General features: G+C 52.1%; 11 protein-coding genes. 4 read left to right on the top strand and 7 right to left on the bottom strand.

Translation table 11 applies throughout. The annotated features are described in order from the left end of the window. Positions 1 to 309 precede the first annotated feature (309 nt). Both E1B03_RS01175 and mdtD read left to right on the top strand, forming a co-directional pair. Positions 310 to 1,014, top strand: a complete 705-nt coding sequence (locus tag E1B03_RS01175; protein ID WP_103769334.1) for a FadR/GntR family transcriptional regulator — start codon at positions 310 to 312, stop codon at positions 1,012 to 1,014. A gap of 1 nt (position 1,015) precedes the next feature. Further along, the gene (mdtD, locus tag E1B03_RS01170) at positions 1,016 to 2,443 is read left to right on the top strand and encodes a multidrug transporter subunit MdtD (RefSeq protein WP_075145437.1); all 1,428 of its coding nucleotides are present in this window, start codon (positions 1,016 to 1,018) and stop codon (positions 2,441 to 2,443) included. Here the strand turns inward: mdtD and rbsR are convergent. From rbsR to kup, 7 genes are all read right to left on the bottom strand, one after another. Beyond that, the gene (rbsR, locus tag E1B03_RS01165) at positions 2,409 to 3,401 is read right to left on the bottom strand and encodes a ribose operon transcriptional repressor RbsR (RefSeq protein ID WP_103769335.1); all 993 of its coding nucleotides are present in this window, start codon (positions 3,399 to 3,401) and stop codon (positions 2,409 to 2,411) included. The two genes, mdtD and rbsR, sit on opposite strands and share 35 nt — an antisense overlap. A gap of 3 nt (positions 3,402 to 3,404) precedes the next feature. Further along, on the bottom strand, positions 3,405 to 4,334 hold the full coding sequence (rbsK, locus tag E1B03_RS01160) for a ribokinase (RefSeq protein ID WP_133085565.1): 930 nt from the start codon (positions 4,332 to 4,334) through the stop codon (positions 3,405 to 3,407). Positions 4,335 to 4,475: 141 nt separating this feature from the next. Continuing rightward, positions 4,476 to 5,366, bottom strand: coding sequence for a ribose ABC transporter substrate-binding protein RbsB (gene rbsB, locus E1B03_RS01155; protein WP_003023760.1), 891 nt, complete (start codon positions 5,364 to 5,366; stop codon positions 4,476 to 4,478). A 24-nt stretch (positions 5,367 to 5,390) separates the two neighbouring features. Beyond that, positions 5,391 to 6,356 (bottom strand): ribose ABC transporter permease, encoded by a 966-nt coding sequence (gene rbsC / locus E1B03_RS01150; protein WP_003023762.1) that lies wholly within the window; start codon positions 6,354 to 6,356, stop codon positions 5,391 to 5,393. Positions 6,357 to 6,361: 5 nt separating this feature from the next. Further along, the gene (gene rbsA / locus E1B03_RS01145; protein ID WP_103769337.1) at positions 6,362 to 7,867 is read right to left on the bottom strand and encodes a ribose ABC transporter ATP-binding protein RbsA; all 1,506 of its coding nucleotides are present in this window, start codon (positions 7,865 to 7,867) and stop codon (positions 6,362 to 6,364) included. Positions 7,868 to 7,874: 7 nt separating this feature from the next. Continuing rightward, positions 7,875 to 8,294 (bottom strand): D-ribose pyranase, encoded by a 420-nt coding sequence (gene rbsD, locus E1B03_RS01140; protein ID WP_103769338.1) that lies wholly within the window; start codon positions 8,292 to 8,294, stop codon positions 7,875 to 7,877. 192 nt (positions 8,295 to 8,486) lie between these two features. After that, the gene (gene kup, locus E1B03_RS01135) at positions 8,487 to 10,355 is read right to left on the bottom strand and encodes a low affinity potassium transporter Kup (RefSeq protein WP_133085564.1); all 1,869 of its coding nucleotides are present in this window, start codon (positions 10,353 to 10,355) and stop codon (positions 8,487 to 8,489) included. 328 nt (positions 10,356 to 10,683) lie between these two features. Between kup and ravA the strand changes: the two genes are divergently transcribed. Continuing rightward, on the top strand, positions 10,684 to 12,180 hold the full coding sequence (gene ravA, locus E1B03_RS01130; RefSeq protein WP_133085563.1) for an ATPase RavA: 1,497 nt from the start codon (positions 10,684 to 10,686) through the stop codon (positions 12,178 to 12,180). Beyond that, positions 12,174 to 13,625 (top strand): ATPase RavA stimulator ViaA, encoded by a 1,452-nt coding sequence (viaA, locus tag E1B03_RS01125; RefSeq protein ID WP_133085562.1) that lies wholly within the window; start codon positions 12,174 to 12,176, stop codon positions 13,623 to 13,625. Before ravA ends, viaA begins: the two co-directional genes overlap by 7 nt. The last annotated feature ends 1 nt before the right edge of the window (position 13,626 follow it).

Here is a 13,626-nt window from a genome sequence, read left to right as displayed (position 1 = left end):
CGGGGTGTGCATAATACGCCATCCCGCTTCGAAGTCAAGCGTTTATTTTCGCTTCCTTCGCCGAAGTTCTCAGTGGAACTCCGCTGACCCGGCGGCTTGTAGCCCGTTGTTCCGTGTCAGTGGAGGCGCATTATAGGGAGTTATTTCAGGCTGACAAGGGGAAATTTAAAATAACTTTCCGAGTGCGTATTTTTTCACCAAAACCACCATTAACATGCCATAAAATAAGCAAATTGCCGTTTTTGCAGCCGCAATCACACTTCCAGGTGGCATACTAATGAATAAGAAAAAGAGTAAGGAAGAATATTCATGCCTTTAAATGCCCAACAGCTAGCCGCACAGAAAAACTTGTCCTACGTTCTGGCCGAAAAGCTGGCTCAGCGAATATTAAAAGGTGAATACGCGCCGGGCGCGATATTGCCTGGTGAAATAGAGCTGGGCGATCAGTTTGGTGTGAGTCGCACCGCAGTAAGAGAGGCGGTAAAAACATTAACGGCAAAAGGTATGGTATTACCGCGCCCACGTATTGGTACACGCGTCATGCCGCAAGCAAACTGGAACTTCCTCGACCAGGAGCTGCTCACCTGGTGGATGACGGAAGATAATTTTCCACAGGTCATTAAACATTTTCTGGTGATGCGTATCAGTCTGGAGCCTCAGGCGTGTTTACTGGCGGCAACCATAGGTACGGCAGAACAGAAAGCGCATCTCAACACGCTGATGGAAGAGATGGTCGAGCTGAAAAGAAACTTCAGACGTGAACGCTGGATTGAAGTTGATATCGCCTGGCATGAACACATCTATGAAATGAGTGCGAACCCGTTCCTTATCTCCTTTGCATCACTGTTCCATTCCGTTTACCAGACCTACTTTACTTCTATTACCTATAACGATGTAGTTAAACTGGATTTGCACCAGGCCATTGTCGATGCAATAGATGATAGCGATGGCGATCGCGCTTTCACTGCCTGTCAGGCATTGCTGATAGCACCAAACGTGCTACCGGATAAATAATATGTCAGAAAAGAAATCTCGCAGTATGGCCGGGCTGCCGTGGATAGCCGCCATGGCCTTTTTTATGCAAGCACTAGACGCCACTATCCTCAATACCGCCTTACCCGCAATAGCACACAGTCTTAACCGCTCTCCGCTCGCCATGCAGTCGGCTATTATCAGCTACACCCTGACGGTGGCGATGCTTATCCCGGTGAGTGGATGGCTGGCAGACAGGTTCGGCACCCGGCGCGTCTTTATGATTGCCGTTAGCCTGTTTACGTTGGGTTCGCTGGCTTGTGCACTGTCCAGCTCCCTAAGCGAACTGGTGATTTTCCGCATCATTCAGGGCATCGGCGGCGCCATGATGATGCCCGTTGCCCGTCTGGCACTATTGCGAGCTTACCCCCGCAGTGAACTGCTTCCCGTGCTTAACTTCGTCACCATGCCTGGACTTGTAGGGCCGATTTTAGGCCCGGTATTGGGCGGAGTACTGGTCACATGGGCCAGTTGGCACTGGATCTTCTTGATTAATATTCCAATTGGCGTGGCGGGTATCTTCTACGCACGCAAATATATGCCGAACTTCACCACGCCGCGCCGCAGCTTTGATATGACCGGTTTCTTTCTGTTTGGTTTGAGCCTGGTGTTGTTTTCCAGCGGGGTAGAGCTTTTCGGTGAGAAGCTTGTCGCAACCTGGATAGCGCTTAGCATTATTCTTACCAGCGTTTTATTACTGCTCGCCTACATTCGCCACGCGCGTCGCCATCCAACACCGCTGATATCGCTTCCTATATTTAAAACCCGAACCTTTTCTGTAGGGATCGCTGGAAACCTCGCCACTCGTCTGGGTACCGGGTGCGTACCTTTCTTAATGCCGCTGATGTTGCAGGTAGGCTTTGGTTACCCGGCGCTGATAGCCGGTTGCATGATGGCGCCCACGGCGCTGGGATCAATACTGGCGAAATCAATGGTGACGCAGGTGCTGCGCCGCCTCGGCTACAGAACCACACTGGTAGGCGTTACGGTGTTTATCGGCCTGATGATTGCGCAGTTCGCGCTGCAATCTCCCGCCATGCCGGTCTGGATGTTGATCCTACCGTTGTTCATTTTAGGTATGGCGATGTCCACCCAGTTTACCTCAATGAATACTATCACTTTAGCGGATCTGACCGATGAAAACGCCAGTAGCGGCAACAGCGTGCTGGCCGTCACTCAGCAGTTATCAATCAGTTTAGGGGTCGCCATCAGCGCCGCCGTTTTGCGAATCTATGAAGGTATGGAAGGAACCAATACGGTCGAGCAGTTCCACTACACCTTTATAACGATGGGCGCTATCACGGTCGTGTCTGCGCTGATGTTCATGCTGCTAAAAGCCAAAGATGGACGCAACCTGATTAAAGAGCGACATAAGCCTAAACCGACCCCCGCTCCATCAAAACAGGAGTAAGTTGCAGGCGCTGCTGTTGCAGTGCGGGCTGCGCCATGCGATGAATTAACACATCGATGGCCAGTTCGCCCAACTCATCTTTTGGTTGGTGGATGGTCGTCAGGGGTGGCGTCATATAGCGCGCCAGCTCGATATCATCATAACCCACCACCGCCATATCCTGCGGAATACGCAATCCCGACTGGTACAGAGCCTGATACGCGCCGACCGCCATTGCATCATTGCCGGTAAAAACCGCCTGCGGTCGCTGTTTATGCGATAGCAACACTTGCATAGCTTCAAAGCCACCGCCGAACTCAAAGTCACCGGTAATCTCGTAACCTTCCGGGACAGGCAAACCCGCCCGCTTCATTGCCGCCCGATATCCTTCCAGACGCAAACGCGCCGGGGTTTTATCCAGCGGTCCGGTGATGCAGGCAATGCGCGTAAAACCTTTTTCGATAAGATGTTGCGTGGCTAAATCTCCGCCCAACAGGGAGTTATCCTGAATCAGATCGCTCTCACCATCAAAGGGCGACCAGTCCATCATCACGGTCGGTATAGAAGGATAACGCTGCATTATCTCTCTGGAAGGCTGATGTGTTTCCGTGCAGAGCAGCAACAAGCCGTCCACGCGCTTTTGCATCAGCGTTTCCAGATTACGGTTCATGCGCTGCTCATCGCCTTCGGTATTGCACAGCACAAGACTGTAACCACGTTCAAAACAGCTACGTTCAACGCCGCGCACCAGTTCGGAATAGAAGGGATTGGTACTGGCAGTGATTAACATGCCAATAGTGTGGGTCTGGTTTAACTTGAGACTACGCGCCAGCGCGGAAGGCGCGTAGTTAAGCTCTTTAATCGCCGCTTCCACTTTGTCAGTGACTGACTCACTGACAAAGCGATCTTTATTGATGACGTGAGAAACCGTCGATGTGGAAACTCCCGCCAGGCGGGCGACGTCCTTCATTGTAGCCAAGCGTTACCTCTGTTGACTTAAAAACGCTTCTATTTCTTCGCGCCATGGAACGGAAGGCTGCGCACCTTTACGGGTGACCGCAATCGCCGCAGCGGCATGTGCAAAACGGATCGCTTCAGGCAGCGGAGTCTCTTCCAGTAATGCTGTAATTAACGCGCCGTTAAAGGTGTCCCCAGCGGCAATGGTATCAACGGCATCCACTTTAAACCCAGGCACACGCTGACCGTCACCATTAACGCTGGCCCATACTCCGCGACTACCTAAGGTAATCAGTACAGTATGGATCCCCTTGGCGTGCAATGCCTGCGCCGCTTTGGCCGCGTCTTCATCGTTTTCGACTCGGATCCCCGTAAGCTTTTCAGCCTCGGTTTCATTCGGGGTAATAATATCCACCAGCGCCAGCAGTTCGTCAGAGAGTTCACGTGCCGGAGCCGGGTTCAGGGCAACCGTAGTCTTATTTTGATGTGCAATCTTTGCCGCAGCCAGTACGCTTTCGATCGGCGATTCTAACTGCATCAGTAAGGCAGACGCCTGCGCAATGCGGTCGTGCTGTGCTTCCACCAGCGCAGGAGAAAGCGCTGCGTTCGCACCAGCATGAATGCCGATGACGTTCTCGCCTTCACCATTCACAAAAATCAACGCCACACCGGTCGATTCACCCGAGATTACGCTAATCGGCGCAATATCGATATTATCTTTGGCTAACTGTTTACGCACACTTTCGCCAATATCATCATCACCTGTACAGGCAATAAATGCGATATTCGCGCCACTACGGCCCGCAGCAACAGCCTGGTTTGCGCCTTTACCACCGAATGCGACCTGATAATGGCTACCGGTTACGGTTTCACCAGGTGTTGGGAAAGAGTTAAGGTTGAGGATGTGATCGGCATTGATGCTGCCAAGAACAACGAGGTTGCCTGCGGTTTTCATATTTGGTGTTCCAAGTCAAAGTGCGCCACCGGGTTAGGGTGGCGCGTGCCCTGCTTTTCTTTTTACGCTTTCATCCTCAGAATCAGGTCCAGGGATGGCGTATTTATGTCTCCATCAGGCCGCGAGCGACCTGAATCGGTATTACTGCTTGATGACCAGCTTCAGGTCAACCGGATATTTAGCCTGAACCTTCTCGCCTTTCAGGACCTTATCCGCAGTCTCAACGCCTTTCGCGCCGATCTGATCCGGCAACTGAGCAATGGTCGCAGCCAGTTTGCCATCATTCACTGCTTTTTCGCCATCTGGAGTGCCGTCAAATCCAACCACCATCACATCAGATTTACCCGCAGTTTGCAGTGCGCGCAGCGCACCCAACGCCATTTCATCGTTCTGGGCAAATACGGCCTGCACGTCAGGATGCGCGGTCAGCAGGTTCTGCATGACGTTCAGACCTTTAGTGCGGTCGAAGTCTGCCGGCTGGCTGGCCAGTACGTTAAATTTGTGTGCCGCAACGGCCTGCTGGAAACCTTCGCCACGCTCACGCGCCGCTGAAGTACCGGCAATACCCTGCAGTTCGATAACTTTTGCGCCTTCACCGGCTTTCTTCGCGATGTAATCACCCGCAATTTTGCCGCCCAGCACGTTATCAGACGCAATGTGGCTTACCACTTCGCCTTTGGACGCAACGCGGTCAAGAGTGATAACCGGAATTTTCGCCTGGTTAGCCATCTTCACAGCGTTACCAACGGCATCAGAGTCGGTCGGGTTGATCAGCAGAATTTTAGTCCCGCGAACCGTTAAGTCCTGAACGTTAGCCAGCTCTTTCGCCGGGTTGTTCTGTGAGTCCAGAATCACCAGGTTGTAGCCCAGCTTATCCGCCTCTTTTTGTGCCCCATCCTTCAGAGAAACAAAGAATGGGTTGTTGAGGGTGGAGACCACCAGCGCAATGGTATCTTTCGCCATCGCATTCGCGCTCACGGTGGCGCTTAGCGCAACAGCAGAAACCAGGGTAGCCAGTTTTTTCATGTTCATATTTAAGATGTCCTGTAATCGTTGTTACTGCTTTTTGTTGTCTACCAGTACCGCCAGCAAAATCACCACCGCTTTAACGATCATCTGGTAATAGGAGGATACACCTAACAAATTCAAACCATTATTGAGGAAACCAAGAATCAATGCGCCGATCAGCGTCCCAACAATACGTCCTTTACCACCCGCCAGGCTGGTACCGCCTAACACTACCGCTGCGATAGCATCCAGCTCATAGCCAGTGCCTGCCGTCGGTTGCGCAGAGGAGAGGCGCGCTACTTCAATGATGCCTGCCAGCGATGCCAGCAGACCGCACAGTGAGTAAACGATAATTTTGATTTTACTGACGCTGATACCGGACAGACGCGTTGCCGCTTCGTTACCGCCCAGCGCATAGATATAACGACCCAGACGAGTATGGTGCAGCATGTACCACGCCGCGAGGAAGACAATCCCCATGATCCACACAGGCGTAGGGACGCCTAACGGACGACCAATACCAAACCAGCCAAACAGATCTGCATTATCAGTAAACCCGGTATTAACCGGACTGCCATTGGTGTAGACCATGGTTACACCGCGCAGCAACAGCATCATCACCAGGGTCGCGATAAACGCCTGCACACGACCTTTCGCAACAATCACTCCGGTTACTGCGCCAATGGCAGCGCCGAGCGCCAGGGCCGCTGCAACAGCCACCAGCGCATTGACTTCAATCCCTACAATCGAAGCCGCAACCGCGCCGGTAAGCGCCAACAAGGAACCGACGGACAGATCGATACCGGACGTCAGGATAACCAGCGTCATGCCGACGGCCATGATGGCGTTCACCGACGTTTGCTGGAGAATGTTGAACAGGTTATTAACGGTAAAAAAGTTAGGGCTCATGGTGGAAACAATCGCGATCAGCACTAACAGAGCGATGAGCGACTTTTGCTCCAGCAGCCATGCTTTAGTGAAATAACGGCGACCAGAAACAGCCTGGGTAGTCATCTTTTTTACTCCTGATTCACGCGATTAAGCTTGCCCACAGCGGCAGCCATTAATACTTCCTGAGTGGCCTGCTCGCGAGTGAACTCGCCGCCGAGATGCCCTTCATGCATAACGATAATTCGATCGCTCATGCCCAATACTTCTGGCATCTCAGAGGAGACCAGAATGATACTCAGCCCATCAGCTTTAAACTGGTTGATAAGCTGATAGATTTCTTTCTTGGCCCCAACATCAACACCGCGCGTTGGTTCATCGAGGATCAGGACTTTTGGTCGGGTCATCAGACCGCGCGCAATCGCCACTTTTTGCTGGTTACCACCGGAGAGCAGACCGATAGCCTGTTCCATCGATGGCGTTTTAACATTGAACAGACGAATAAAATCACCTACAGCCTGCTGCTCATCTTTATGCTTCAGACCTCCACCGGCGCGGCTGAAATAGCGCAGCGCGGTCAATGACATGTTCTCTTTCACCGACATGCCCAGCACTAAACCATCGCGTTTACGGTCTTCAGAAATATAGACGATGCCGTTAGCCAGTCCATCCTGCGGCGAACGGGTAACAACTTCATGGCCATCAAGCGTGACGTAGCCGCTGGTGCGTGGCAATGCGCCGTACAACACTTTCATCAGCTCGGTACGTCCGGCTCCCATCAACCCTGATACGCCAAGGATCTCCCCTTTACGCAGCGTAAACGAAACATCGTTTACGCCAGGACCGCACAGGTTATCGACCTTCAGGCGAATATCACCCGGCGCTTTTTCCAGGCGCGGGTACTGATCTTCAAGCTTACGTCCCACCATCATTTCAATCAGCGAGTCTTCGGTAAGCGAGGCGACTTCACGCTCGGCAATAAACTGCCCGTCGCGGAAGACGGTTACGTCGTCGCAAATCTCGAAGATCTCTTTCATGCGGTGAGAAATATAGACAATGCCGCGTCCCTGGGATTTCAGTTCGCGAATGACGCGGAACAGGGACTCGGTTTCGGTATCGGTGAGGGCATCCGTCGGTTCATCCATAATGATGACCTTCGATTCAAAGCTCAGCACTTTGGCAATTTCGACCATCTGCTGATCGCCAATCGACAGCTCACCGACCAGCCTGTCGCTTTTAAAGCGCAGATTGAGTTTGGCGAGCAGCAAATCGGCTTCGGCGTACATCTTTTTCCAGTCAATTTTGCCAAAGCGATTAACAAACTCACGGCCAAGAAAAATGTTCTCGGCGATAGTGAGTTGCGGGATCAGGTTTAGCTCCTGGTGGATGATACCGATTCCGGCTTCCTGGGAGGATTTTGGGCCGTTAAAGGTGGTCTCTTTCCCCAGCCATAATAAAGAGCCGGCATCACGGGTATAGATCCCGGTCAGCACTTTCATCATGGTGGATTTGCCCGCGCCGTTTTCGCCCACCAGCGCCATTACGCGGCCCGGATAGACATTCAGCGCAGCGCCGGATAGCGCTTTTACGCCCGGGAACGCTTTATCGATCCCTTTAAGTTGCAGTAATGCGTTCATGATGGCCTCAGAACGTGACGCCAGCACAGAGAATGATATTCGCATACGGAGAACACTCTCCGCTGCGAATTACCGCCTGACTGTCTGCGGTTTGTTTTTTGAATTGTTCATGCGTGGTGTAACGAATTTCAATGGTGTTTCCCTGGTGTTGTTGCAGTTGCTCAATAAACTTAAGCAACGTTTCGTGGAGTTGCGGATTATGTTGTTTAATTTCCGACGCGAGAATGGCCGCCTCGACCTGCATTTCACGTGTAACCACATCCAGTACCTGCATAAAAGAAGGTACGCCCTGGGTTAATGCCATATCAATACGCGTTGTACTGTTCGGGATGGGTAAACCCGCATCACACACCACCAGCGTATCGGTATGCCCCAGACGGGAGATCACCGATGAAATTTCAGAGTTGAGTACCGTGCCTTTCTTCATTTTCTTTCCCCACTAGCGAAACGTTTCGCTGAAGATAAGTGTAGTGCGAAGAGTGGACAGAAAACCACCGCGACGTTACGAAAATGTGATCGTCATCGAAACGTTTCGCAAGGATTATCATTTAATGAAATGAAAACTGGGAGGGACAAAACAAAACGCCCCCTTTCGCGATGAAAGAGGGCATCGATAAGATTAAATCTCGACCTGAGTACCGAGTTCAATAACCCGATTCGGTGGGATTTCAAACTGGTCCGGCGCGCGCAGCGCGTTACGCTGTAGCAACAAATACAACTTGCCGCGCAGACGCAAATACCATGGCCGCTTGCCGACAATCAACGACTCGTGCGACATGAAGAAGGAGGTTTCCATCATCCGGCAGCTTAAGCCTTCCAGACCGCAGCGATGGAACACTTCCTCAACGTTCGGCGTTTCGCGCCAGCCATAACTGGCCACCACGCGCCAGAAGGTGGGCGATAACTGCTCAATCTGCACCCTACGCACGTTGTGAACATATGGCGCATCTTCCGTGCGCAGCGTCAGCAGAATAACGCGCTCATGCAGCACCTTGTTATGTTTGAGGTTATGCAGAAGTGCAAACGGGATGACGTTCAATGCACGAGACATATACACCGCCGTTCCCAGCACGCGTACCGGCGGAGATTTCTCCAGAGAAGCAATCATCGCCTCCAGAGAGTTACCGTGTTCATGCATGCGACGCAGCAGACGGAAACGCTCGCTTTTCCAGGTGGTCATGATGGTGAACATCACCAGACCCAGCGTCAGAGGCAGCCAACCGCCGGAAATCAGTTTATCGAGGTTCGCGGAGAACAGCGGGACATCGACACATAAGAACGCCACCAGAATCAGGAAGACGAAGTATTTATTCCAGTGCCAGTTTTTGCGCGCCACGGTGGTCGACAAAATTGAGGTCAGCACCATCGTCCCCGTTACCGCAATCCCGTATGCCGCAGCCAGATTACTGGAGTGCTCAAAGCTCACAATCACGATAACCACCGCAAAATAGAGCATCCAGTTAACGAAAGGAATGTAGATCTGGCCCGATTCCATTTCAGAGGTATGGATGATACGCATCGGCGACAAATACCCCAGACGCACAGCCTGACGCGTCAGCGAGAAGACGCCGGAGATAACCGCCTGTGAAGCGATGACCGTTGCCAGCGCGGCAAGGATCAGGAGTGGTATCAACGCCCAGTCAGGCGCCAGCAGGAAGAACGGGTTTTTGATCGCTTCAGGATGCTTTAACAGTAAAGCCCCCTGACCAAAATAGTTCAGTACCAGCGAAGGCAATACCACGGAGAACCATGCCAGGCGAATCGGCAACTTACCGAAGTGGCCCATATCCGCATACAGCGCTTCAACACCGGTAATCGACAGCACCACCGCGCCCAGCGCTATAAAGGATAACGTTTTGAATTCGAGGAAGAAATGCACCGCCCAATACGGATTTAGCGCCTGCAGTACTTCCGGATTGCCAATAATACTGCGCACGCCTAATACCGCGAGCGTCAGGAACCACAGCAACATAATCGGCGCAAACAGCTTACCGACCATGCCGGTACCGTGTTTTTGAATCATAAACAGCAGGGTCAGCACGATTATCGAGAGCGGAACAATCCAGGTATCCAGTTGCGGGGCAACGATCTCCAGACCTTCAATCGCCGACATCACCGAAATGGCCGGCGTTATCACCACTTCCCCATAAAAGAAGCTGCCGCCAATCAACCCCATAATCACCAGCATGGAGGTGGTTCGCGCCGAGGTATTGCGCCCGGCTAATGACATCAGCGTCAGGATCCCACCTTCTCCGGCGTTATCCGCGCGCATGACAAACGTCAGGTATTTAATGGAAACAACAAAGATCAACAGCCAGAAAATTAGCGAGAGAAAACCAAATACAGCATCACGTTCAACGCCAAAACCAAACTGGCCGGATAAACATTCACGAAGCGTATAAAGTGGGCTGGTACCAATATCACCGTAGACAACCCCAATGGCCGCAAGGGTAATCGCAGACAATGATTGTTTATTATCAGTGCTCATAGACTCGTCTTTCGTTTATACACCTCATCTTTCACGCCACTCCGTCTGGGCTGCATTCGTTATTTCCCCATCCCAGGAGAAAACTCCATTGCCACCTTGGTGTAGATTGATTGATTTGGTGTATATATAAGAAATGTGTGCGTCGTCCCTTGGCCCACAAAAAGGCGCACAGTATGCACGATTAATCGCAAAATCGTACCCCTAAATGAGACCAGATTAATCTGGCTCAAAGAAAAATAAGCGCACCTTCAGTCTATTACTGCACTGGTGTGAAGCATCTATACTCGCAGTTTATGCAGTACATTTGGCGAAAGGACGCCACTTCATTATGGCTCACCCACATTTATTAGCGGAAAGAATTTCCCGTCTGAGCAATGCGCTGGAAAAGGGACTTTATGAACGTAGCCACGCCATTCGCCTGTGTCTGCTGGCTGCGCTCAGCGGCGAGAGCGTTTTCTTATTAGGTCCTCCCGGGATCGCGAAAAGCTTAATTGCCCGTCGACTGAAATTTGCTTTTCAAAATGCTCGCGCCTTCGAATACCTGATGACACGCTTCTCTACGCCGGAAGAGGTTTTCGGTCCGCTGTCCATTCAGGCCCTTAAAGATGAAGGTCGCTATGAACGTTTAACGGCAGGCTATCTTCCTGAAGCTGAAATCGTCTTTCTCGACGAAATCTGGAAGGCGGGTCCGGCGATTCTTAACACCTTGCTGACCGCCATCAACGAACGCCACTTTCGCAACGGCGCACATGAAGAGAAAATCCCAATGCGCCTGCTGGTGGCAGCCTCCAACGAACTGCCAGAAGCAGACAGCAGCCTGGAAGCACTGTACGACCGTATGCTGATTCGTCTGTGGCTGGATAAAGTTCAGGACAAAGCCAACTTCCGCTCAATGCTGTTAAGTCAGCAGGATGAAAGCGACAATCCGGTCCCGGCCTCATTACAGGTGACGGATGAAGAGTATTACCAGTGGCAAAAAGACATTGGCGCCATCAAACTTCCCGATCGGGTGTTTGAGCTTATTTTCACGTTGCGCCAGCAACTGGACACGCTACCGAATGCCCCCTACGTGTCCGATCGTCGCTGGAAAAAAGCCATCCGCTTGCTCCAGGCCAGCGCTTTCTTCAGCGGACGTGATGCTGTAGTGCCTATCGACCTGATCCTGCTGAAAGATTGCCTGTGGTACGACGCACAAAGCCTGAATCTGATGCAACAACAGCTGGAAATATTGATGACCGGACACGCATGGCAGCAGCAAGCCATGCTGACACGACTGGGCAGTATTGTGCAGCGCCGCATTCAACTCCAGCAGCAGCAAAGCGACAAAACGGCGTTCACGGTGATCCGCCAGGGTGGCATGTTCAGTCGTCGCCCTCATTATGATTTACCGCCGGAAGCCACGGCTTCAGTCGTGACATTACTGCTGCAAAAGCCCTTAAAGCTGCATGATATGGAAGTTATCCATATTGCTTTCGAACGTAGCGCGCTGGAGTTGTGGCTCACCAAAGGTGGTGAGATCCGAGGAAAATTAAACGGGATCGGTTTTGCCCAGACGCTGAACATGGAAGTGGATAGCGCGCAGCACCTGGTCGTGCGCGATGTCAGTTTACAAGGCTCTCGACTCGCATTGCCCGGTTCTTCACAAGAGAGTATGCCCACAGAGATAAAACAAGAGCTTGAAGCGCTCGATAACGAGTGGCACCAGCAGCATAGTGCATTTAGCGAGCAGCAAAAATGTCTGTTTATTCATAGCGACTGGTTAGGCCGCATTGAGGCCAGCCTGCAGGATGTAGGGGCGCAGATCCGCCAGGCACAACAATGCTGACCCTTGATACGCTCAACATCATGCTGGCAGTCAGCGAAGAGGCGATGATCGAAGAGATGATCGTCGCCCTACTGGCTTCTCCAAAGATGGTGGTTTTTTTCAAAAAATTTCCCCGCCTCAAAAAAGCGATCGCCGAAGATATACCGCGCTGGCGTGAATCTTTGCGTAGCCGCCTTAAAGATACCCATGTGCCGCCGGAGTTGGCGGAAGAGGTCATTTGTTATCAACAAAGTCAGCTCCTCTCGCATGCGCAGTTTATCGTCCAGCTACCGCAAATATTGTCTCTATTGCATCGCCTACATTCACCGTGGGCCGGGCAAGCGCAGCAGTTGGTCAATGACAACAGCACGTTTACGCCTGCCCTACATACGCTTTTTCTCCAGCGCTGGCGCCTGAGCCTGGTGCTGCAAACCACTTCCCTGAATCAGCAACTGCTGGAAGAAGAGCGAGAACATTTGCTCAGTGAAGTACAGGAACGGATGACCCTTAGCGGACAACTGGAACCCGTACTGGCAGAAAATGACAACGCCGCAGGCCGGTTGTGGGATATGAGCGCGGGTCAAATCAAGCGCGGTGATTATCAGTTGCTGGTTAAATATGGCGAATTCCTGACGCAACAGCCCGAACTTCAGCGTCTGGCTGAGCAGTTAGGTCGTTCCAGAGAAGCGAAATCCGTGCCGCGTAAAGATGCGCCAATGGAAACCTTCCGTACACTGGTACGCGAACCGGCAACCGTCCCGGAGCAGGTAGACGGCATCCAGCAAAGTGACGATATCCTGCGCCTGCTGCCGCCAGAACTGGCTACGCTGGGCATTACCGAACTGGAATACGAGTTCTATCGTCGGCTGGTGGAAAAACAACTGTTGACCTATCGTCTGCACGGCGAAGCATGGCGTGAGAAAGTCACGGAACGTCCAGTCGTACATCAGGATTTTGACGAGCAGCCGCGCGGGCCTTTTATCGTCTGTGTTGATACTTCAGGGTCGATGGGCGGGTTCAATGAGCAGTGTGCGAAAGCCTTTTGCCTGGCGCTAATGCGCGTCGCCCTTGCCGATAACCGGCGCTGTTTCATCATGCTGTTTTCAACAGAAGTGGTGCGCTATGAGCTGTCCGGCCCGGAGGGTATCGAACAGGCGATTCGTTTTTTAAGTCAGCGCTTTCGCGGCGGTACCGATATTGCCAGCTGTTTTCGCACCATTATTGAGCGCATGCAGGGCCGGGAATGGTTTGATGCCGATGCGGTGGTTATCTCTGATTTTATCGCTCAACGATTGCCCGATGAGGTCGTCAATAAAGTGGGTGAATTACAGCGGGTGCACCAGCATCGTTTTCATGCGGTGGCGATGTCAGCACACGGCAAACCCGGCATCATGCGCATTTTCGATCATATCTGGCGCTTTGATACCGGGATGCGAAGCCGCCTGCTCAGACGCTGGCGGCGTTAAT

It is taken from the genome of Citrobacter arsenatis (genome assembly GCF_004353845.1).
Classification (GTDB): Bacteria; Pseudomonadota; Gammaproteobacteria; order Enterobacterales; family Enterobacteriaceae; genus Citrobacter; species Citrobacter arsenatis.
Note: the sequence above shows the minus strand (reverse complement) of the source record. Positions and strands in the feature narration are given on the sequence as shown.